Source organism: Novosphingobium terrae (assembly GCF_017163935.1).
GTDB lineage: Bacteria > Pseudomonadota > Alphaproteobacteria > Sphingomonadales > Sphingomonadaceae > Novosphingobium > Novosphingobium terrae.
This window is the reverse complement of record NZ_JABVZR010000001.1, coordinates 395,224-416,053: the sequence shown is the minus strand read 5'-3', so window position 1 is coordinate 416,053 and position 20,830 is coordinate 395,224. Positions and strand designations below refer to the sequence as shown.

The 20,830-nt window shown below is 64.8% G+C and carries 17 protein-coding genes; 7 read left to right on the top strand and 10 right to left on the bottom strand.

The window, feature by feature from the left end; genetic code table 11:
• Nucleotides 1–32: 32 nt before the first annotated feature.
• The gene (locus HGK27_RS01910; protein WP_206238290.1) at nucleotides 33–593 is read right to left on the bottom strand and encodes a hypothetical protein; all 561 of its coding nucleotides are present in this window, start codon (nucleotides 591–593) and stop codon (nucleotides 33–35) included.
• 322 nt (nucleotides 594–915) lie between these two features.
• Between HGK27_RS01910 and HGK27_RS01905 the strand changes: the two genes are divergently transcribed.
• Together HGK27_RS01905 and HGK27_RS01900 are read left to right on the top strand one after the other, a co-directional pair.
• Nucleotides 916–2,946: a GMC family oxidoreductase N-terminal domain-containing protein gene (locus HGK27_RS01905; RefSeq protein ID WP_206238288.1), complete on the top strand. Its 2,031-nt coding sequence runs from the start codon at nucleotides 916–918 to the stop codon at nucleotides 2,944–2,946.
• Between the two features lie 186 nt (nucleotides 2,947–3,132).
• On the top strand, nucleotides 3,133–4,002 hold the full coding sequence (locus tag HGK27_RS01900; protein ID WP_206238286.1) for an ROK family protein: 870 nt from the start codon (nucleotides 3,133–3,135) through the stop codon (nucleotides 4,000–4,002).
• Between the two features lie 283 nt (nucleotides 4,003–4,285).
• On the opposite strand, the gene HGK27_RS01895 is transcribed toward HGK27_RS01900, so the two are convergent.
• Nucleotides 4,286–5,290, bottom strand: coding sequence for a LacI family DNA-binding transcriptional regulator (locus tag HGK27_RS01895; RefSeq protein WP_206238284.1), 1,005 nt, complete (start codon nucleotides 5,288–5,290; stop codon nucleotides 4,286–4,288).
• 645 nt (nucleotides 5,291–5,935) lie between these two features.
• Here HGK27_RS01895 and HGK27_RS01890 point away from each other — a divergent pair.
• Nucleotides 5,936–6,391 (top strand): hypothetical protein, encoded by a 456-nt coding sequence (locus HGK27_RS01890; RefSeq protein WP_206238283.1) that lies wholly within the window; start codon nucleotides 5,936–5,938, stop codon nucleotides 6,389–6,391.
• Nucleotides 6,392–6,413: 22 nt separating this feature from the next.
• On the opposite strand, the gene HGK27_RS01885 is transcribed toward HGK27_RS01890, so the two are convergent.
• The 3 genes from HGK27_RS01885 to HGK27_RS01875 form a co-directional block, all read right to left on the bottom strand.
• Nucleotides 6,414–7,241 (bottom strand): hypothetical protein, encoded by an 828-nt coding sequence (locus tag HGK27_RS01885; protein ID WP_206238281.1) that lies wholly within the window; start codon nucleotides 7,239–7,241, stop codon nucleotides 6,414–6,416.
• Nucleotides 7,242–7,419: 178 nt separating this feature from the next.
• Complete coding sequence (locus HGK27_RS01880) at nucleotides 7,420–8,427, bottom strand: MBL fold metallo-hydrolase (protein ID WP_206238280.1); 1,008 nt, start codon at nucleotides 8,425–8,427, stop codon at nucleotides 7,420–7,422.
• A 90-nt stretch (nucleotides 8,428–8,517) separates the two neighbouring features.
• A complete protein-coding gene (locus HGK27_RS01875; protein WP_206238278.1) occupies nucleotides 8,518–9,813 on the bottom strand; it encodes a glycoside hydrolase family 130 protein in 1,296 nt (431 codons plus the stop codon).
• Between the two features lie 275 nt (nucleotides 9,814–10,088).
• Between HGK27_RS01875 and HGK27_RS01870 the strand changes: the two genes are divergently transcribed.
• Nucleotides 10,089–11,588, top strand: a complete 1,500-nt coding sequence (locus HGK27_RS01870; protein WP_206238277.1) for a sensor domain-containing diguanylate cyclase — start codon at nucleotides 10,089–10,091, stop codon at nucleotides 11,586–11,588.
• A 264-nt stretch (nucleotides 11,589–11,852) separates the two neighbouring features.
• Here HGK27_RS01870 and HGK27_RS01865 read toward each other — a convergent pair whose 3' ends face one another.
• The 3 genes from HGK27_RS01865 to HGK27_RS01855 all read right to left on the bottom strand — a co-directional run bounded on the left by HGK27_RS01865 (nucleotide 11,853) and on the right by HGK27_RS01855 (nucleotide 14,219).
• Nucleotides 11,853–12,425: a 3'-5' exonuclease family protein gene (locus HGK27_RS01865; RefSeq protein WP_206238272.1), complete on the bottom strand. Its 573-nt coding sequence runs from the start codon at nucleotides 12,423–12,425 to the stop codon at nucleotides 11,853–11,855.
• 327 nt (nucleotides 12,426–12,752) lie between these two features.
• Nucleotides 12,753–13,205 (bottom strand): tRNA (cytidine(34)-2'-O)-methyltransferase, encoded by a 453-nt coding sequence (locus HGK27_RS01860; RefSeq protein ID WP_206238270.1) that lies wholly within the window; start codon nucleotides 13,203–13,205, stop codon nucleotides 12,753–12,755.
• 102 nt (nucleotides 13,206–13,307) lie between these two features.
• The gene (locus HGK27_RS01855) at nucleotides 13,308–14,219 is read right to left on the bottom strand and encodes a LysR family transcriptional regulator (protein WP_407674580.1); all 912 of its coding nucleotides are present in this window, start codon (nucleotides 14,217–14,219) and stop codon (nucleotides 13,308–13,310) included.
• 111 nt (nucleotides 14,220–14,330) lie between these two features.
• Between HGK27_RS01855 and HGK27_RS01850 the strand changes: the two genes are divergently transcribed.
• Together HGK27_RS01850 and HGK27_RS01845 are read left to right on the top strand one after the other, a co-directional pair.
• Nucleotides 14,331–15,365, top strand: coding sequence for an aldo/keto reductase (locus tag HGK27_RS01850; RefSeq protein WP_206238269.1), 1,035 nt, complete (start codon nucleotides 14,331–14,333; stop codon nucleotides 15,363–15,365).
• Nucleotides 15,366–15,375: 10 nt separating this feature from the next.
• Nucleotides 15,376–16,551: an MFS transporter gene (locus HGK27_RS01845; protein ID WP_206238267.1), complete on the top strand. Its 1,176-nt coding sequence runs from the start codon at nucleotides 15,376–15,378 to the stop codon at nucleotides 16,549–16,551.
• A 41-nt stretch (nucleotides 16,552–16,592) separates the two neighbouring features.
• Here the strand turns inward: HGK27_RS01845 and HGK27_RS01840 are convergent, their stop codons facing one another.
• Nucleotides 16,593–17,159, bottom strand: coding sequence for a nucleoside 2-deoxyribosyltransferase domain-containing protein (locus HGK27_RS01840; RefSeq protein ID WP_206238266.1), 567 nt, complete (start codon nucleotides 17,157–17,159; stop codon nucleotides 16,593–16,595).
• Nucleotides 17,160–17,329: 170 nt separating this feature from the next.
• Between HGK27_RS01840 and HGK27_RS01835 the strand changes: the two genes are divergently transcribed.
• On the top strand, nucleotides 17,330–18,904 hold the full coding sequence (locus HGK27_RS01835) for an ATP-binding cassette domain-containing protein (protein WP_206238264.1): 1,575 nt from the start codon (nucleotides 17,330–17,332) through the stop codon (nucleotides 18,902–18,904).
• 74 nt (nucleotides 18,905–18,978) lie between these two features.
• Here HGK27_RS01835 and guaA read toward each other — a convergent pair whose 3' ends face one another.
• A complete protein-coding gene (guaA, locus tag HGK27_RS01830; RefSeq protein ID WP_206238262.1) occupies nucleotides 18,979–20,562 on the bottom strand; it encodes a glutamine-hydrolyzing GMP synthase in 1,584 nt (527 codons plus the stop codon).
• Nucleotides 20,563–20,830: the final 268 nt, after the last annotated feature.

Below are 20,830 nucleotides of genomic sequence, written 5' to 3'. Positions count from 1 at the left end.
CAACCAGCGGTGCCGCAGCAAAAACGCAGCAATCAGTGCAGGGCAATGCCTGCGGGGCGGCGATAGAGATCGTCCCGCAGGGGGTCGGGCGTGGCCGTCAGAGCGGCATCGCCCTTCAGGGTTTCCTCACCCAGCGCGGGAATCTCGCGCAGCATCATGGGCACATCGCTGCGCAGCTCCACCTCGGGGGTCAGGCTCGCCAGAGCGGCAGCAAGAGCGGAGACCAGCGCCAGCGCGGGGGTGGTGCCCTCGCTGGTCATCTCCTCCTCCAGCCCGGGCAGCAGCACCGAGGCCAGACAGGTGCCATCGCCATTGCGGCTGAGCAGGAAGCTGCCGCTTTCGGGAATCAGCGTCAGCGCCGCCGTGTCATGCGCGCCGGCGGCCAGCAGCGTGTCGAACTGGGCCTGCGGCGGCAGGTGATCACCCAGCAGGCTGTCGGTCTCGGGCAGGCAGGCCAGCAGGCGATAGGCCGTGCGCAGCATCGCATCCTCATCCTGCATGGGCGCCAGCGCGCTCATCCGGCACAGATCGGTCAAGCGCATCCGCCATTCGCGAATGGTGATCGGCATTCTGGTGAGCAGCGAAGCGGTCATGAGCATGTTCCTTGTCGTCACCACAAACCTGCGCCCGCACAGCGCAGGCAATCAACACTGCAGTAACGACGACCCGACAAGAAAGTGTCCCAAAAAGGGGAAACCAGCGAATCCCGGCAAACCGATTCCGCCTCCCGTGCGAAATCGGCACAATGTCTGGCGCAATTCTCGCAGTTGCAACATCCGTAGAATCCCGTGAATTTTAGGTCTATTCCCGTAAACGATTGCAACTGCTTGCCTACATGAAACCCGACTCTTAGCTTTTTCTATGCGCCGACTGCCACGCCGCTCCCCGGCGACTCGGCCCGCTTCAGGGACAACCATGCCACAGCTCTATTTCAACCACCTCCAGACGGGTTTTCTGCGCGCCCTGGCCGAGGCTCTTTTCGACGATTTCACCGAGATGGCGATCACCACCGATCAGGTGGTCGACAATCTGCAGACCATCTTCAGCATGATCGGCGGCACCAAGGCCGAGGAGATCAGCACCGCCGTCACCCTGGCCGATATCGCCATGGGGCCGCTGTTCACCGCCCTGTCGGTCGAACACCGCAAGGAGCGCATCGAACACCGCATGCGCGACACCGAGTTCTATCTTTTCAAGGATATGGCCCGGCTGCGCGCGCTGCTCTATTTCAGCTATTACGGCTATTGGCAGGACGCCGAGGATGGCGATGCCATGATCGAGGGGCAGAAGGCCAACAAGGACAATCCGGTCCATCGCCAGATCGGTTTCACCCTGCCGCTGTTTCGGGAGCGCACGCCGGAGGAACGCCCCCTTACCCGCATCGCTGGGCGCGACATCAACCCGCGCCATGTGATCAACCGCGAGATGGTGGCTGAGGATATCGACATCATCGTCATCGGCTCGGGCTCGGGCGGTTCGGTCTCGGCACGCAATCTGGCGCGGCGCGGTTACAAGGTGCTGATGATCGAGGCGGGGCCTTTCTACCCCTCCTACAACATCACCCATGAAGAGCGGGCGATGGCCTCGCATCTCTTCAAGCATGGGGCGCTGCAATCCTCCAAGAATGACGAGTTCATCGTCTTTCAGGGCCGCAATGTCGGTGGGTCGCCCACGATCAACAACGGCATCTGCATTCACCTGTTCGATGATCCGCTGACTCATCCGGACGCCCCCAACCCGCTCGACCTGTGGGACACGATGGGCGCCTCGCTCGACCGCAAGCGGATGAGCGCCAGCTTCGATGCGGTGCAGGATTATCTGCAGATCCGCCCCATCGAGCCGCAATCCTCGCGCAGCAATGGCCCGCATCTGCTGCGTGGCTGGGGCAAATTCGTCACCGAAACCGATGAGGTCTGGGCGCAGCGTGCAAAAGCAGGCTGGTTCTCCAAGAACTTCGGCCCCGCCGGCACGGACGACGCCTGCGCCTATTGCGGCTATTGCAACACCGGCTGCGGCTATGGGCGCCGCAATGGCATGGGCCAAAGCTATCTGCCCGATGCCTGCACCAACCACGGCATGCGTATCCTCGATCGCACCCGCGTGGAACGCATCCTGTGGCAGAAACTGCCCCATGGGCGCCGCCGCGCCACGGGCGTGGAGATCATCGACGAGGATGGCATGAAGCACACCATCGCCGCGAAAAAGGGCGTGGTGGTGGCCTGCGGCACCATTGCCTCCTCGCTGCTGCTGGATCGTTCGGATGTGGATGGCACCGGCAAGGGTATTTCGCTCAACATCGCCTCGCCCATCCCCTGCCTGATGCCCGAAGGCACAAGTCCGGCCTGGAACGAGGATCAGATGGCCACCATGGTCGATTGCGGGGATTTCCTGCTGGAAAGCCATTTCCAGCCGCCGCTCTCCATGGCCTCGCTGATGCCGGGCTGGTTCGGCGAGATGGACCGGCGAATGCGCAATTACAGCCGGATCTGCTCGGCAGGTGTGCTGTTCCCGGGGGACCGGCGCGGGCATATCTCGGGCGGCAAGCTGGACTTCCAGCTGGAGGAATGGGATCGTGCCCTGCTGCGCCGCGCCGCCGCCACGCTGGCCAAGGTGCATTTCGCAGGCGGCGCGCTGGAGGTATGGCCCGCCACGCTCAAAGGCCAGACGCTCTATCCCGGTGACGATATCGGCGCCTTCTTCGAGAATGCGATCCGCGCGCCGGGCGATGTCACCCTCTCCTCCTCGCACCCCCATGGCGGCAATCCGATCCACAGCGATCCCGACGAAGGCGTGGTGGACACCGAATTGCGCGTGCATGGCACGGAGAATGTGCTGGTCACCGATGCCAGCGTCTTCCCCTCCTGCATCCGGGTGAATGCGCAATTCTCGACCATGGCCATCGCGCACTACGCCACCGGCTTTGGCGATCCTTTCGCGAGTTGCTGAGGATCAGGCACGAAAGGCAGGCGGGGGGAGAAAGGATCATCCCCCATCGGGCGCTGCGCAAACTGCGCGGCGCCCGCGTCTGTTATGCTGCGCCCGGCATGACCCCACTCTGCCGGGCAGAAAGCCGCGCGCGGGATTGAGCCCTCCCCCGCGCCCCGCTACACCGTCAGCGGAAAGAGAGGTCCCATGGCAGACTATGGCCTGATCGAGGCTGGCGGCACCAAATTCGTGCTGGGCATCGCCGATGAAGCGCGCAACATTCACGCCCGCCACCAGATCCCCACCACCACGCCACAGGAAACGCTGGGCACCGCCGTCGCCTGGTTCAAGGATCAGGGCCTGATCCCCGAAGCCATCGGCATCGCCAGCTTCGGCCCGCTCGACCTCGACCGCGCCTCGCCCACATGGGGCCATATCCCCCGCACCCCCAAGCCGCACTGGACCGGCGCCGATCTGGTCACGCCCTTTGCCAAGGCCTTTGACTGCCCCGTCGCCATCGACACCGACGTCAATGGCGCGGCCCTTTCCGAATACCGCTGGGGCGCCGGCGTGGGGTACCAGTCGCTGCTTTATCTCACCATCGGCACCGGCATCGGCGGCGGCTTCGTGAGCGGCGGGACATTGCTCCACGGCCTCTCCCACCCCGAGATGGGGCATATCCGCATCGCCCGCCACCCGCAGGACCAGAACTACCCCGGCTGCTGCCCCTTCCACGGCGACTGCTTCGAGGGCCTCGTGGCAGGCCCGGCCATCAAGGGCCGCTGGGACGCATCCCTGTCGGACCTGCCGGAGGACCATCCCGCCCATGCGATCATCGCATGGTACATCGGTCAGGCCGTCTGCACCTTCCAGGCCGTGATGGAACCTGCCCGCATCGTGCTGGGCGGCGGCGTGATGCACACGCCCGGGCTGATCGAACTGGTGCGGGAGAGCGCCACCGGCTGGGCCAACGGCTATTTCAACGGTGATCCGGCAGAAATCATCGTGGAGCCCGTGTTGGGGGACAATGCCGGCTTGCTCGGGGCTTTGGCTCTGGTGCTGGATGAAGAAGGGTAAAAGAGACATGCGAGGGTGGTGTCTTTGATGGTCGCATTTCTCAAGAGAAATGCTCCGGGCCCTCGCGCTCCCATTACCGTCTACGTGGCGCACCGGGTTCGACCAAGGCGCCAAGGTTGCAGCGCCACAGGCATAAAAACGCCTGGATCTGGGGCAACGGCCTGCGGCGCTTTAGCCAGCGCAGGTGGAGAGGCTGGGCGCTGCATTTCGGCGCCACAGCCCCATCGTCGGAAGACGTTCCGGGAGCGCGAGGGGGTACCCCCCTCGCATCTACCTTTTCTTCTTAACTGGAAAGCCGGACCACCAGTTCCGGCTGCATGACGATGCTCCTGGTATCCTCGCCAGCGATCCGCCGCAGCAGCATATCCACCAGATGCTCAGCGCCGCGCGTCAGATCCTGAGCCACGGTGGTCAGACGGGGCGAGGTCTGCTCGCCCAGCGCCAGACCGTCATAGCCCACCACCCGCACATCGCCGGGCACGGACAGGCCCTGCTCCGCCAGCACGCGCAAGGCGCTCATGGCGATCACGTCGGACGCCGCGACGATACCCTGAGGGCGCTGGCCCTCCTGAGACAGGAAGCGCGCGATATCCGGATGAGCCGCTTCCGCCACCAGATGCGCGGGCAGCACCGTCAGCTGATCGGCCAGACCGGCGCGGGCCATGGCGTCACGCGTGCCTTCGAGGCGCTGGGAGATTTCCGGAGCGCCGGGATCGCCGAAGAAGGCGATGCGCTGGCAGCCGCGTTCGATCAGGTGGCTGGCGGCCAGATCGCCGCCCCTGCGGTTATCGGAGCCGACCGAGCAATAGCTCTGGCCCTCCGCATGGCTGCCCCAGACCACCAGCGGGCGGTAATGATCCGCCACGATGTCCAGCGCGGTGGACTGGTCGGACTGGCCGATGACGATCACGCCATCGACCCGGCCCGAGCCGGTGATGCGGTCCAGCCAGCGCTCGTCCGTGGGGATGACGCGGCTGAGCAGCAGGTCATAGCCGCGCTCGGTCAGGGCGTCGGCGAGCAGGCCCAGCATGGTGATGAAGAAGGGGTCGGAAATGTGCTGCCCGGTTTCATGGCCCAGCGGAATCAGCACGCCAATGGCGCCAGTGCGCTGGATGCGCAGATTGCGGGCCAGAACATTGGGGCGAAAGCCATGTTCGTCGGCCAGGGCCTGAATACGATCGCGCGTTTTCTGACTGATCAGCGCTGATCCGGCCAGCGCGCGTGAAACGGTGCCTGTCGATACACCAGCCAGTTCGGCCAGCTCCTTGATATTCTTGATCCGGTTCATCTTGTTTTTGCCGCTGCCGGCCCCCTCTTGGCGCGCGTTGTTTTCTGCGACCCAGAAACAATTGCAAGGTATTTCTACATCAGTGGTTGCCCCGGGGTTCAGACCTTGCGGGGCCCTGAATCACTCAAACCTGCCATGCTTCTGGAAAGCCACTCTTTATCACAAATAATTTCAGGGGCTTACAGTCAATTTTCACTGTTTTGCCACGCTTTTTGCACGCCTCTCGCCCCGTCATGACACAGCTGCATCGCGGCAGTTGCCGGGGCCGACGTGGTGCGAATTTGCCCTTTAGCACCCAGCATGGGATAAAAAGTTCATAAAATCTACTACACCCAGCCCCCCTTGCGAAGGGCCATCAGGCCGCGCCCCTACGGGAAGCCCACCAGGCTTTATTGCCTGCTTCGAGGCTGGTTTTCCGGCGCTGCGGCACATTTCGGGGTGGATTCAACGCTGGTGCGGCACGGCCTGTCGCCATCTCAACCTTTTGGACGCAGCATTGCCGCGTAAGCCTCAGCCAAGGCCATTCATAATGGTTAACAACAATGCCCGATTCCGGGGGTGACCTTATGGTGACAACTACCCAGAACGCGGTGAAGAACGCGCAAAGATCAGCCTGTCATAATCCGGCAAAACGGAGAACGAAGGTTGCACCATAATCTGGAAAATTCGCCGAGCTGGGGTCGCTGGAGCCGCGAGCTGGAATTGCTGGTGGACTGGTTGCTGGACAATGAAGCCATGAGCGACGGCGATGCCCTTCGCCGTCTGGCCGAGTTGATCCGCCATGCCCCGCATCCCGAGCTGGCCGAGGGCGTCGTTGCTCTGGAGCCGACGATGATCGAGCATCTGCTGGCCGCCGGCGCCGCCGAAACGCTGGCACTGCGCCTGATCAGCGCGGACAGCGGCTTTTTCGTCTCACGCGGGGCGGCAGGAGAATATCTGGTCTCGGTGGTGCTGGCCGATCGCGGTGGGGAAACCACGGCGGCGGGCACATCGCTGGCCCGCGCGGTGGTCTGCGCCTTGGCCATGACGCTCTCGCGCCCGGTCCAGCCCGCTACGGCGCCGCTGATGGCGCAGGCCGCTGCCGGAGCGACGCTGCACTGATCAACCTATCGAGCGTGCAATTCTATCGGGCGGGCAGGCGCGCCATGGGGCGGCGCGTATGCCATAGCCGCCGCAAATCGATCACCACCTGATACCATTGCCCCCGCACCGCTTTCGGAGCGGAGGCCGGACGGCCTGCGGAGGGCTTGGGCGCAGGCAGGAAGGCGGCATGGAACGGCGCATAGCGCTTGAGAAACGTCGCCGAATCCTCAGGCGCCATATCGTGGAAACGGTCCTTGCGCCCCTGATTGAACTGGCCGATCATCCTGGTATCGGCAAAGACCGCTTCCACAGCGGCAGGGTCGATGCTCACACCGATCTGGCGGGCCAGCAGAGCAATCGTCTCGCGCATCTCGAAGCAGATCGCGGCATAGGTGAGCGGCAGCACACCGGGGACTTCGCACAAGGCCTGAAGCGTCGCCACCTGATGGTCGATCGAGGGCAGACAGTCCTCCAGCGTAACGCATTCGGAAAATTCGGGAATATGCCAGCGGCGTGAACGATCGCCATGGTCGATCATCGACAAGGCGATCTCACGCGGGTCGCGCAGGGTGGCACTGGCCAGGATGTCACCTTGCGCGATCATCGCCAGCACCTCTGGCGCAGGCAATTGATGGGTCTTGAGAACCACGTCACGGCCAGACGCCATGCTCTGGATCTGCTGGATCAGCGCCCCGTCAATCGTGTCGAAATAGTTGGTGACGGACAGGGCCGGTCGCAGCGGCGCCCCAAGCATCAAGGGGGGCCTGCCCGCCTGGCGCAGAATTTCCTCGATGATCTGATAGGTCAGCGTACTGGCCGATTTCAGCATGCCGAAGCTGATGTAGATCACGCGAACACCCCCGGCCAAGGGGAGAGCCTGTTGCCGCCAGACATCGACAGGGCAGCAGATGCGGTGCGGTTGGGGGGCATGGCATCATCCACATAAAAAATTCATAAAAATATCGCGCGCAGCCCCCTGAACGCTCGGTGAATAAACGCTGACCTCCAAAATGTTTCCCGCAACATGCGACGAAAAGTGTTTGAAATCACACGAAACGATGCAACTGCTGATCCGCAGGCACCAGATCCCACACCGTGCCCGGCTCGGCGGCGGGGAAGCGCTCGGCCGGAATGCTGCGCGCATTCAGGGCGCGGGCAAGGTCTTCGCGGGGCGTATCGCGGCCCTCGTCGCTCAGCGGGAAGACGCCCCAGTGGATGCCCAGAGCCCGGCGCGCGCCCAGATCCTGCATGATCTGCACCGCTTCGTCCGGATCGGTATGCTGCGGGCCCATAAACCAGCGCGGGCGATAGGCCCCGATCGGCAGCAACGCCAGATCGGGAGCGCCAAAACGCGCGCGCAGATCGCGGAAGATACCGCCATCGCCATAGGCCGTGTCGCCCGCGAAATAGAGCAGCCCGTCGCGCAACCGCAGCATAAAGCCGCACCACAAGGCATGGCGCCGATCACGCAGCCCCCGCGCCGACCAGTGCTGAGCCGGCACGATCACCGCTTCCATCTCCTTGCCCAGCCAGTGCTGGCTCCACCAGTCGCCCGCCTCGGTGCGGGCGCGGGGGATGGATTTGCGCAAGATGGTGTCATTGCCCAGCGGGGTGATGATGCGCGGATCGTCACGCGCCACCAGCTTTTTCAGCGTCGCCACATCGAGGTGATCGTAATGATTGTGGCTGAGCAGCACGATATCGATCTTCGGCAGATCCTCGAAACGCACACCCGGCGGGCAGACGCGGCGCGGCCCGGCAAAGCTGAAGGGGCTGGCCCGGTTCGAGAAGAGCGGGTCGGTCAGTATGTTCACCCCGCCGCTCTGGATCAGCAGCGTGGCATGGCCGACGACGGTGATGCGTGTCTCCTGCTCGCGCGGATTGGGCACCGCCGGGGTGATCGGCACGCTGGCGGGCCAACGCTCCCGCTTGGAGGTCCAGCTCCAGCGCAGCACCTCGCCGAAGCTTTTGTCAGGCGTGGGGATCGGGCTGGTGAAGCACTCGCCGTCGAAATGGTCGGAGACGGGGCCGGCGTAATAGCGGTTGCGGGTCAAGGGGATACCTGAAAGGCCAAAGGGGGGGCTTCCTCTATGGGAACGCCCCCAGCCTCTGCCAAGGGGGCCGCTGCCAGAGGAAGCACCCGATTATCGCTGAAACTGCGCCACCAGCCGATCGAGCGAGATGGTGGCAAAGCGCGTGTAGTCATCGGCCACCGCATAGGGCAGCAGCAGGTTGCGGCCCCTCACCAGCGCGCCGCAGCTGTAGACCACATTGGGCACATAGCCATCGCGCTCGCTGTCGCCCGGCTCGATCAGCGGTTCGGCAAGGCGCCCGATCAGTTTCGAGGGATCGTCGCGGTCGAGCAGCATCGCGCCCATGCAATAGTTGCGCATCACCCCCACACCATGGGTGAGCAACAGCCAGCCCTCCTCGATCTCCAGCGGAGAGCCGCAATTGCCCAGCTGGATGCTTTCCCAGGGATAGGCGGGCACGGCCAGTTTCGTGCCGCCCTCCCAGGTGAAGATATCTCTGGAAGAGGCGAGCCAGAGGTTCTCATTGTCCTGCCGCCCGATCGCCAGATAGCGGTCGCCCATCTTGCGCGGAAACAGGGCCATGCCCTTGGAATGGGCCAGATCGCCCCCCACCGGATGCATCTTGAAGGAGCGGAAATCGTCGGTCTGCAGCAATTCCTGACAGGCGCCATCCGCGCTCACCGCCGTATAGGTGCCGATGAAGGTGGTGCCCGGCCGGTCGCTGCGCTCGAAACGGGTGAGGCGCAGATCCTCGATCCCCCGGCTTTGGCTGGCCAGCACCGGGAACAGCACCGCTTCGGAAGGATCGCAGGCGCCCGTGCAGTCGATCTGGATGGTCTGCGCATCCTTCCAGCCCTGCACCTCGCCCAGCACGGGGGGCACGCCGGTCGGCCCCGGCTCATCCACCGTCACCGAGCCATCCTTGTGCCATGTGCCCGTGCGGAAGGTGACCGAGGACAAATGCCCCTCCCCGATCCCGCGCAGCGAGAGGATAAAGCGCGTCTCGCCATCCTTATCCTCGGCATGGTCAGGGTGGCGCACGATGCTGGGGTTGAAGAGAGCCGCCGCCTCAAAGGCATATTCCGCGCTGAAATAGGCGCCGAGCAGCAAACGCCGCGATTCCGGCAGGCCCGCAACGCCGCCCAGCATATCGTCCAGCTCCTCGGCCCGGCGCAGCAGCGCGGAACGCGTGCCGCTGTGCCGCGCCTCCAGCGAGCGCCAGGTGCGATCGAGCTGGCGCACCAGCTCTTCATCGTCGAACGCCATGATCCGCTCGACCGTGGCCCTGATCCGAGCCTTGCCCGCCTCATCCGAACCGCCGGGCCAGAAGGGGCGGATCACCGTGCGGGTGGGATCGGGATGCAGCTCCAGATCCTGCACGCAGACCAGTGGCAGAGGGCCGGTCATGCCCGGGCCCCAACGCCGCAGGCAGGGATTCGATTCGCGCCGATGCAGATCATGGCTTGCGCACTCCTTGCCCCCGTTTGCCATCGCCCCGCCTGTGCAAGACGCTTCGCAGGGGGGTAGGGTTCCCTGACGCACTGCCCCTGGCCCAAGAAAAGCTTGCGAAAACAGGACAGCCACCCACCGATTGCCCCAAAGGGCAAGACCACGCGGAAATGCGGATCAGCGTAGCTGCCCGACAGCACACTGTTAAGGCGATCGCGGCTATGCAAACGATCATGGTCGACCGCACAAGCCTTGGTTACAGCCCTGCTCCCCTGCCGCCCACCGAGGCGGAGCGCATGGCGATTCTGGAGCATCTGGGCCTGCTCGACACCCCGCCCGAACGCGAATTCGACACCATCGTGCGCATGGCCAGCCACCTGCTGGGCTGCAAGATCGCACTGGTCTCGCTGGTCGACCGGGACCGCCAGTGGTTCAAGGCCAAGACCGGGCTTGAGGTGAGCCAGACCCCGCGCGAAGTGGCCTTCTGCGCCCATGCCGTGGCCGCCAATGACGCGCTGGTGGTGCCCGATGCCACCGTGGACGAGCGTTTCGCGCAAAACCCGCTGGTGACCGGCGCCCCGAACGTGCGTTTCTACGCCGGCGTCCCCCTGCGCGCCGGGCAAGCCGAGGGCGAGGCGCTGCCGATGGGCACGCTCTGCGTCATCGACGACCAGCCGCGCGACTTCGGCCCGGAAGAGCTGGAGCTGCTGGGCGAACTGGGCGAGCTGGCCGAGGCCCTGATGGATGCCCGCGCCGCCACCGCCGATGCCCTGCGTCTGGCCGAGGAACGCGGCGAAGCCCTGCGCAAGCTGGACCAGACCAACCGCAAGCTGCGCCAGGCCGAACGTATGGCCAATGTCGGCTCATGGCGGCTGCGCCTCCATGACAATCAGACCGAATGGTCGGAACAGACCTATGCCATCCACGGCGTCCCCGTGGGCGATGGCACCCCGCTGACCGAGGCGATGGAGTTCTATCCCATGGCCTCACGCACGATCATCGAGGCGGCGATAAACCGCACGATCCGCACCGGCGAACCCTTCGATTTCGAAAGCGATTTCATCACGGCCCAGGGCCAGCTGCGCCGCGTGCGGAGCATGGCCGAACTGGAGCTGAAAGACGGCCAGCCCAGTGCGCTGATCGGCGTGTTTCAGGACATCACCGAGCGCTATCAGATGGAGCAGGCCCTGCGCCGCACCGCCAACACCGATGCGCTGACGGGTCTGGCCAGCCGCGGCCATTTCAACCACCACCTCGATGAGAGGCTGGCGCAGATCACGGATCGCGATGCCCCCATGGCGCTGCTGCTGATCGACCTCGACAATTTCAAGGCCGTGAACGACCGCTGCGGCCACCCGGCGGGCGACGATCTGCTGCGCCTGATGGCCTCGCGCCTGCAAGCCTCCTATCTCGAAGGGAGTTTCGCGGCCCGGCTGGGCGGCGACGAATTCGTGCTTATGGTCAGCGACCGCCTGTTGCTGGCCGACCTCCCCGGGCTGATGCAGCGCCTGCTTCAGGACCTGCGCCACACGGTGAGCAACGCGATAGAGAGCGTCCATGTCTCCGCCACGATCGGAGCCTGCTGGCTGGAAGCGGGCGACGAAAACCGCAGCGATCTGCTGCACCGCGCCGATGCCGCTTTGTATGAGGCCAAGCGGGTGCAGCGGGGGACCGCCAAAATCGATGGGCTGGGGCGGTTGATCATGCCCAAGGCGATCAGGCTTTCGGCTTAAGGGGGTGAAGGGGAAATGCGAGGGTGTTACACCCTCGCGCTCCCGTGAATGTCTACGTGGCGCGCAACCTATCCGTTCGGCACGGATTCATGGCGCCGCAGGCTTTAAAACTTGGATCATGGGACAACTGCCTGAGGCGCTTTGCACAGCGCAGGTGGAGAGGCAGCGCGCTTCATTTCGGCGCCCCTGCTCTATCGTCGGAAGACGTCATGGGAGCGCGAGGGTGTAACACCCTCGCATTTCCCCTTTTAATCCCCTTGAAAATCAAACAAAAATCCCCGAACCAACCTGCCCCGACGGCACAATCGGAAGATCGACGGGCACCAGAGACGCAGGAACAGCCTGCTCTTCCAGCAACCGGTCCAGCAACAGCCGCAACCAGCGCGCATCGGCCCCGGCGCGATGACGCTCGGGGCAAAGGAGATCGGCCTGCCCCTGCGCGGCCATGATCTGGCCGTGAGTCGCGCCGATTTCATCGAAGAGCGTGTCCACATGCTCGATGCGGATCGCCGCGCCCTGCCCTGCCGAGGCTTCGCTCAACGTGGTCCACCAGCCGGCGTCGATGCGGCTGTCGGCAATCACGCGCGATGTGCCGATCGCCCGCAGAGCCTGAGCCATCACGAAATCAGGGGCAAGCCCTTCCCGTTCGAGTTGCTCGCGCGAGATGCCATGGAGATCGAAGGCTTCCTGAGTCCAGTCCCACCCCTGCCAGCTGTCATGCGGGCGGATCAGCCAGGAGAGCGTGCCTTGCGGGCCGGAGATTCCCAGCTCGATCGGGAAAGACCGGCCATGGCGGGGCAGGCAACTGGCTTCGAAATCGATCGTGACAAAATCCATCGCGCAAGACTCCGCTGGCCGGGCCAGAGCAGTTTCAAGTTGACCGTAAACGGCCAACGACTCGGAAAATGCTGCATCGAAAGACGCAACACTCGGGTCATCACAAGCTGTCATGCCTTCTTACGCTCTGCCGGGCCGGCATGCGCGATAGAATTTCTTCCAATACCTAGCGCATTGGTAGAGATAAAAATATGACGGTCAGGACGATCCATGCCCGAAACCATCGGCCCGCCAATTGGGTCCCGATAAAGCATCCGCCTTGGACGCGATCCGGCGCAAATTCCGCAGCATCGGCGCCGAATGGAAAAGCGCCTCTGTTCGTCGCACTCAGCCCGGCAGAGTGCCCGTCTGACGCAGCGCCTCCCCCAGCGCCAGCGCCGCCGATGTGGCCAGATTCATCGAGCGCACCTCTGCCCGCATCGGGATACGCACCCTGGCCTGACAGGCATCGGACACTTGCGCGGGAACACCCGCGCTTTCCTTGCCGAAGATCAGCACATCATCGGGCCTGTAGCTGAAACCATAGGCTGACTGATCGGTCTTGGTGGTGAAGAGCACCAGCCGGGCCGGGCCGATCGTGGCCTTGAACGCCTCGAAACTGGCATGGCGGGTGACGGAAACGTGATCGATGTAATCCATGGCCGCGCGGCGCACCCGGCGGTCGTCCCAAAGAAAACCCATCGGCTCGATCAGATCGACCGCCGCGCCGAAACAGGCGCAAAGCCGCAGCACAGCACCGACATTGCCGGCGATTTCCGGTTCGAAAAGAGCAATACGCATCGTGGCTCCTTGGCGTTGGAGAGGCGGCGATGCAAGCCGAAGCATCCCGCGAACAAGCGGGCACCGGCTTTTCGCCAGAAGGATGCGACAGCAAAAGCGCGGTCAGCGCAGCCGCTCGGCCAGAAAATCGACGAAAGCACGGATGCGCGTGGGCGTGCCCGCCCCGCCGACAAAGACCGCATGGATCGCCTCGACATCGCCCGGGTTAAACGCTTCAAGGATCGGCACAAGCTGGCCCGAGGCCACCTCATCGGCCACGCTGAAGCTGCCCACCCGCGCCACGCCCACGCCCGCTGCGGCCAGTTGGCCCAGCGTCTCGCCATTGTTGGCCTCGATGTTGCCTTTGACCGAGAGGGCATAATCGCGCCCATCGCGGCGAAACGGCCAGACCGGCTCAACGCGGCGAAAGTTGAAGTTGAGGCAGTTGAAGCGGTGCAGATCCTCCGGCACCTCGGGCGTGCCATGGCGTGCCAGATAAGAGGGCGCGGCCACGATCACCCGCCGCGTCTCACCCAGCTTGCGCGCGGTCAGCGTGCTGTCGGCCAGAGGACCGAAGCGGATCGCCACATCGGCCTGCCCGCCCGCGACATCGACCAGCGTGTCGGTCAGCGCGATATCCAGCAGGATATGGGGATAGAGCGCCGCGAAATCCCCCAGCAGCGGCACCACGGAAAGCCGCCCATAGGCCAGCGCCGCATTGACCCGCAGCCGCCCGCGCGGCGCGCCCTGATCGGCGATCTGCTGCTCGGCATCATCCAGATCCGCCAGAATGCGGCGCGCCATCTGGAGATAGGCCTGCCCCTCGGCGGTGAGTGTCAGGGCGCGGGTGGTGCGCAACAGCAGCCGCACGCCGAGGCGCGCCTCGATCCGGTCGATGGCGCGGCTCACCGCCGAGGGGCTGAGGTCCAGCAGGCGCCCGGCGCCGGAGAAGCTGCCCTGCTCCACCACGGCGGTGAACAGGGTCAGGGCGCGGGCCCGGTCGGTGCCGCCTGCCAATGTGGTATCCAGCGCCATCTTTGCTCCTGATGCAAAAATCCTTCGCGTTCACCCCGGCTACCGCCTGATGCCGCTGAAGTCCATCTATGCGCTGTCATAGCAAGGCTCACAGCAAGGCAGGAATTGGCCATGGAATACCGTCAACTGGGCGCTTCGGGATTGCGCGTGCCCGCCCTCAGCTTCGGCACCGGCACCTTTGGCGGGCAAGGTCCGCTCTTCAGCGCATGGGGCAGCAGCGATGCCGCCGAGGCGCGCCGCCTGCTCGACATCTGCCTTGAGGCAGGCGTCACCCTCTTCGACACGGCGGATGTCTATTCCGGCGGCGCCTCGGAAAAGATTCTGGGCGAGGCCCTGCGCGGTCGGCGTGACGAGGCGCTGATCTCCACCAAGACCGGCCTGCCGATGGGCGATGGCCCTCAGGATTGGGGCGCATCACGCACCCGGCTGATCCGCGCCGTGGAGGACTCGCTGCGCCGCCTGCAGACCGACCGCATCGATCTGTTGCAGCTTCACGCCTTCGATGCCTCCACTCCGGTGGAAGAGCTGATGGGCACGCTGGCCGCGCTGATCGATCAGGGCAAGCTGCGCTATGCCGGCGTCTCCAACTATCCCGGCTGGCAGCTGATGAAGGCGCAGGGCATCGCACGGCAGCATGGCTGGCCGGTGCTGGTGGCGCATCAGGTCTATTACTCGCTGATCGGGCGGGCTTATGAGGCCGATCTGATGCCTCTGGCACAGGATCAGGGCGTGGGCGCTCTGGTCTGGAGCCCGCTGGGCTGGGGCCGCCTGACCGGCAAGATCGGCCGCAACCGCCCCCTGCCCGAAGGCAGCCGCCTGCATGAGACCGAACAATTCGCCCCGCCGGTCGAGACCGAACTGCTCTATCGCGTGATCGACGCGCTGGAGGAGATCGCCGCGGAAACCGGCAAGACCGTGCCCCAGATCGCCATCAACTGGCTGCTGCGCCGCCCCACCGTCTCGTCGGTGATCATCGGCGCACGCAATGAGGAGCAGTTGCGGCAAAATCTCGACGCGGTCGGCTGGGCGCTGAGCTCCGAGCAGGTCGCCAGGCTCGATGCGGCCAGCTTCGTGCTGCCGCCCTATCCGCACACACCCTATCACCAGCAGGAGGGCTTTGCCCGCCTGAACCCGCCTCTGGTCTGAGGAAAAAGTCATGAAAATCAATCCCGGGCTTCTGGCCCTCTCCGTCGGCGCCTTTGGGATCGGCGTCACCGAATTTGCCCCCATGGGCCTGCTGCCGGTGATCGCCGGGGATCTGGGCGTTTCCATCCCCACCGCCGGTCTGCTGATCAGCGCCTATGCGCTGGGCGTGGTGATCGGCGCCCCCTTGATGACGCTGACCACCGGGCGCGTGCCCCGGCGGCAATTGCTGATCCTGCTGGCGGGAATCTTCACGCTGGGCAATCTGCTGGCGGCAGTGTCTCAGGGCTATGCCATGCTGCTGGCGGCCCGGGTGATCACCTCCTTCAACCATGGCGCCTTTTTCGGCGTGGGCTCGATCGTGGCGGCCAGTCTGGTGCCGCCGCAACGCCAGGCCGGAGCCGTCGCCACCATGTTCATGGGGCTGACCATCGCCAATGTGGTGGGCGTGCCGCTGGCCACCTGGGCGGGCGAGCATATGGGCTGGCGCGCATCCTTCTGGGGCATTGCCGCGCTGGGCGGCGCAACGATGGTCGCCCTGCGCCTCACCCTGCCCGCCCTGCCCGCGCCCAAGGGCGGCGATGCCGGCGCGGAGCTGCGCGTGCTGACCCGCAAGCCGGTGCTGGGCGCTCTGGCGCTGACCGTGATCGGATCGAGCGCGATGTTCACCGTCTTCACCTACATCACCCCGATTCTGCGTGAGGCCACCGGCGCCTCGCTGGGCTTTGTGACGGCGATGCTGGTGACTTATGGCGTTGGCCTGACGGTGGGCAACTGGCTGGGCGGCAAATTCGCCGACCGCTCGGTGGACCGCACGCTGATGGTCACGCTGGCCTCGCTGGCGGCAATTCTGGCCGCTTTCGCCCTGACGATGAACCATGCCGCGCCGACCGCCGTGCTGGTCTTCCTGTGGGGCATCGCCAGCTTTGCGCTGGTGCCGCCGCTGCAGGTGCGGGTGATGAAGGCAGCCAAGGATGCGCCCAATCTGGCCTCGGCCATGAACATCGGCGCCTTCAATCTGGGCAATGCCGTGGGCGCGGCGCTGGGCGGCGGGGTGATCTCGCTGGGGCTGGGTTATCCGGCGGTGGCGCTGGCCGGAGCGGTCGCTGCGGCTTCGGGACTGGTCTGTGTGCTGGCGATGCGCGGCGAGCCTGCGCCAGAGCCTGTCGCGGTTGGTCAGGCCTGCTGAATGAGGGGCCGGGGCGTGAGACGCTCCGGCCCTTTTTTGCATCAGCGGCGGCGCAGGGCCGCCAGCTTTTCCTTCACCGCCCGGGTCAGCGCGGGCAGATCGGCGACCTGCTGCACCCCGTAACGCTCGGCGGTGATATCGACATTGCCCTTGCGCCAGAACCCTTGCGGACACAGCACGATCAGCTTGCCCGAGCGGGCATGCAGCCCCATCTCCAGCAGGCTGATCGGGCTTTGCGAGCCGGGCGCCAGATACAGCACGATCACATCGGCGCTCTCCAGAGCCGAGAGTTCCCATTCCACCTGTTTGCGGAATTCCGGCTCATTGGCTTCGGGGCGCCATGCGGGGTTCCAGTCAGGGCGGCGGGGGTTGAGGATCTCGACATCATCCTGCGCCAGCGCTGCGATCATATCCTTCTGCCAGTCCGGCGCATGGCCCATATCGATGCTGCCGCCCAGAAAGACGCGCAGACGGTGATGCGCCGCAGGCAAGGGCTCCGGCGAGGTGATGACAATGGAGCGATGCTCAGCGGTTTCAGCCTGAGCCGAAGTGCCATTCAGGGCAGCAGCGGCCAGCGCCACAGCGGGAAGGATAGGTTTGCGGATCATGCCCGCATCCTAGCGCGATCCGGCGCTGTTTCATAAGGCATTTGCAGTCCAACACGGCATAAGCTACACTGCGCGGGCTTGGCCATTTCGCCAGCGGCTCACAGGAGGATGACATGGACCGGAAGACGCGCTGATTTTCGCCCGTCTCTCAAGTTGTTCCGGTGCCTGTCATGTCTGCTTTCCTTACCCTCGATGCTGTGGCGTTGGCGACGCCTGCTGGCCGCCCGCTGTTTTCATCCTTGTCGCTAGCTCTCGGGCGAGAGCGCATTGGCCTTGTCGGCCGCAATGGCACGGGCAAATCATCGCTGCTGCGGACCATTCTTGGCGAGATTCCGCTTCAGGCGGGCAGCATCGCCGTGGATGGCACGGTCGGTATGCTGCGGCAAACCACCCAGGCCGATCACCAGACCGCCTGCGAAGCGCTGGGCTTGGCCGAAGCCATGGCCTGTTTACACCGCATCGAAACCGGCACCGCCGACGAACTGGATTTCGAGCAGGCCGACTGGTGCCTGCTCCAAAGGCTTGAAACGGCGCTGCTTGCCGCCGGTTTGCCATTCATCGATCTGGAACGCCCACTGGGCAGTTTCAGCGGCGGAGAACGCACACGCATCGCCATCGCCGGATTGCTGCTCGATCCGCCCGACCTGCTGCTGCTCGATGAGCCGACCAACAATCTGGATCAGGATGGCCGCGCCGCCGTTACCGCCTTGCTGGCCGGTTGGCGCGGCGGGGCGCTGGTGGTCAGCCATGATCGTACCCTGCTGGAGGGCATGGACCGCATCCTCTCGCTATCCTCTACCGAAGTGGCGATCCACACCGGCGGCTGGTCAAGCTGGGCGGCCAAGCGCGATGCCGCCACCGCGCGGGCCGAAGCAGAGCTTGAAAGTGCCACCCGCCAGCTGCGCTCAGCCAAGCGCGAGGCGCAGCAGGCCCACGAAAGGCAGGCTCGGCGCGATTCAGCAGGCCGAGCCTATGGCGCCAGCGGCAGCGCGCCCGCCATCCTGCTGGGCCGCCAGCGCGAAAGGGCCGAAAACAGCGGCGCGCGCGGGTCTGTCCTCTCGGAGCAAAAGGTGGCGGCGATGGCCGGATCGCTGGCCTCCGCGCGCGAGAAGGTGGAGGTGATCACACCGCTGACCATGGCCATGCCGCCCTGCGGCTTGCCCGCAAACAAGCTGCTGATCGCCTTTGAGGATGTCTGCTGGCAGGCGGGCGAACGCAAGGTGATCGACAACCTCTCCTTCGAGCTGCGCGGCCCCGAAAGGGTGGCGCTGAGCGGGCGCAACGGCGCCGGCAAGACCAGCGTGTTCCGACTGGCCGCCGGCCTGCTGGCGCACACCTCGGGCCACATCCAGCGCAGCGACAGATTCGCATGGCTCGATCAAAGCGTGGGCATGCTGGACCGCCAGATGACGCTGGTGGAAAACATCCGCCACCTCAACCCCGCGCTGGACGAGAATGCCGCTCGCGCCGCGCTGGCCCGCTTCGCTTTCCGCAACAAGGAGGGCGAAAGGCTGGTCCGAGACCTCAGCGGCGGCGAATGCCTGCGCGCCGGTCTGGCCTGCGTGCTCTCGGCCCAGCCCATCCCGCAACTGCTGCTGCTGGACGAGCCCACCAACCACCTCGATCTCGACTCCATCGAGGTGATCGAACAGGCCCTGCGCGCCTATGACGGCGCCCTGCTCGTGGTCAGCCACGATCCGCGCTTTCTGGAGGCCATCGGCGTCACGCGGCAAATCGCGCTGTAGCCGAGGCCAAGAGAAAGGCCCCTTATCCAGCGAAGGATAAGGGGCCTTTTCAAACCATCAGGCGATGCGCGGGATTATTCCCACTCGATCGTGCCGGGGGGCTTGCTGGTGTAGTCATAGACCACGCGGTTGATGCCCTTCACCTCATTGATGATGCGGGTGGCCACGCGGCTCAGGAAGGCGGCGTCGAAGGGATAGATGTCCGCCGTCATGCCATCGGTGCTGGTCACGGCGCGCAGGGCGCAGACGTTGTCGTAAGTACGGCCATCGCCCATCACGCCGACCGTCTTGACCGGAAGCAGCACGGCGAAAGCCTGCCAGATCGCGTCATAGAGGCCCGCATTGCGGATTTCCTCAAGGTACACGGCATCAGCCTTGCGCAGGATGTCGCAACGCTCGCGGGTCACCTCGCCGGGGATGCGGATCGCCAGACCCGGCCCGGGGAACGGATGGCGGCCCACGAAGATCTCGGGCAGGCCCAGCTCGCGGCCCAGCACGCGCACTTCATCCTTGAAGAGTTCGCGCAGCGGCTCGACCAGCTTCATGTTCATGCGCTCGGGCAGGCCGCCGACATTGTGGTGGCTCTTGATCGTCACCGAGGGGCCGCCGGTGAAGCTGACGCTCTCGATCACGTCCGGATACAGCGTGCCCTGCGCGAGGAAATCGGCGCCGCCGATCTTCTTGGCCTCACCCTCGAACACGTCGATGAAGGTCTTGCCGATGAACTTGCGCTTGGCTTCGGGATCGGTGACCCCGGCCAGACCGTTCATGAACAGCGTGGCGGCATCGACATGCACCAGCGGAATGTTGAAGTGGCCGCGGAACAGGCTGACGACCTGCTCGGCCTCACCCTGACGCAGAATGCCGCCATCGACGAAGACGCAGGTCAGCTGATCGCCCACCGCCTCATGGATCAGCAGCGCGGCCACCGCCGAATCGACGCCGCCCGAAAGCCCGCAGATCACGCGCGAGGACCCGACCTGCTCGCGGATTTCCGCGATCTTGGTCTTGCGGAATTCGGCCATGGTCCAGTCGCCCGACAGGCCGCAGACATGGCGCACGAAGTTCTTCAGCAGCTTGGCGCCGTCCGGCGTATGCACCACCTCGGGGTGGAACTGCATGGCGTAGATGCGCTTCTCGTCATTGGCGATGACGGCGAAGGGCGCGCCCGGGCTGGCCGCGACGGGGCGGAAGCCGGGAGCCAGCTTGGTCACCTTGTCACCATGGCTCATCCAGACCTGATGGCTCTCGCCGACATTCCAGAGGCCGTTGAACAGCGCGCAACTGTCATTGATCTCGATAAAGGCGCGGCCAAACTCGCCGGAGTCGCCCAGCACCACTTCGCCGCCCATCTGATGCATCAGCGACTGCTGGCCATAGCAGATGCCAAGGATCGGCAGGCCGCTCTCCAGAATGGCCTCCGGGATCGCCGGGCCGCCTTCCAGCACCGAAGCCGGGCTGCCCGAGAGGATGATGCCCTTGGGGCTCATACGCTCGAAGGCGGCCTGCGCGGTGGTGAAGGGGGCGATCTCGGAATAGACCCCGGCTTCGCGCACGCGGCGGGCGATCAGCTGGGTCACCTGGCTGCCGAAATCGACGATGAGAATCGAGTCGGAGTGGTCCGAGGCGGAGGCGGTGGAGATGGGGTGCTCGCTCATGGCCACCCGTTAGTCGCGAGGGGGCGATATGTCCAGATCATGGGGCCGCGCTGGCGCAATCAGGGCGATTTTTGCTGCATTGCACCCAAACTACGTCATTTGACCTAGTGAGTTGCAAAAAACGCACGAAATATTGTTGCGTTCGCACGTGATTGGCCGACGAAACGGTGTATAGGCACGTCCAACGGAGACTTCGCACTTGCACAAATCAAGAGCGATCCTCCTGAACCCGAAGGAGATAACGCCATGATCGCACGTAACCTGGTCG

What these genes read in the sequence shown, in the direction of transcription:
- HGK27_RS01900 (WP_206238286.1), top strand. Translation starts at nt 3,133, where the DNA reads ATGGCAGACTATGGCCTGATCGAGGCTGGCGGCACCAAATTCGTGCTG.
- HGK27_RS01850 (WP_206238269.1), top strand. Translation starts at nt 14,331, where the DNA reads ATGGAATACCGTCAACTGGGCGCTTCGGGATTGCGCGTGCCCGCCCTC.
- HGK27_RS01895 (WP_206238284.1), bottom strand. Translation starts at nt 5,290, where the DNA reads ATGAACCGGATCAAGAATATCAAGGAGCTGGCCGAACTGGCTGGTGTA.
- HGK27_RS01875 (WP_206238278.1), bottom strand. Translation starts at nt 9,813, where the DNA reads ATGACCGGCCCTCTGCCACTGGTCTGCGTGCAGGATCTGGAGCTGCAT.
- HGK27_RS01840 (WP_206238266.1), bottom strand. Translation starts at nt 17,159, where the DNA reads ATGATCCGCAAACCTATCCTTCCCGCTGTGGCGCTGGCCGCTGCTGCC.
- guaA (WP_206238262.1), bottom strand. Translation starts at nt 20,562, where the DNA reads ATGAGCGAGCACCCCATCTCCACCGCCTCCGCCTCGGACCACTCCGAC.
- HGK27_RS01855 (WP_407674580.1), bottom strand. Translation starts at nt 14,219, where the DNA reads ATGGCGCTGGATACCACATTGGCAGGCGGCACCGACCGGGCCCGCGCC.
- HGK27_RS01860 (WP_206238270.1), bottom strand. Translation starts at nt 13,205, where the DNA reads ATGCGTATTGCTCTTTTCGAACCGGAAATCGCCGGCAATGTCGGTGCT.
- HGK27_RS01905 (WP_206238288.1), top strand. Translation starts at nt 916, where the DNA reads ATGCCACAGCTCTATTTCAACCACCTCCAGACGGGTTTTCTGCGCGCC.
- HGK27_RS01870 (WP_206238277.1), top strand. Translation starts at nt 10,089, where the DNA reads ATGGTCGACCGCACAAGCCTTGGTTACAGCCCTGCTCCCCTGCCGCCC.
- HGK27_RS01845 (WP_206238267.1), top strand. Translation starts at nt 15,376, where the DNA reads ATGAAAATCAATCCCGGGCTTCTGGCCCTCTCCGTCGGCGCCTTTGGG.
- HGK27_RS01865 (WP_206238272.1), bottom strand. Translation starts at nt 12,425, where the DNA reads ATGGATTTTGTCACGATCGATTTCGAAGCCAGTTGCCTGCCCCGCCAT.
- HGK27_RS01910 (WP_206238290.1), bottom strand. Translation starts at nt 593, where the DNA reads ATGACCGCTTCGCTGCTCACCAGAATGCCGATCACCATTCGCGAATGG.
- HGK27_RS01835 (WP_206238264.1), top strand. Translation starts at nt 17,330, where the DNA reads ATGTCTGCTTTCCTTACCCTCGATGCTGTGGCGTTGGCGACGCCTGCT.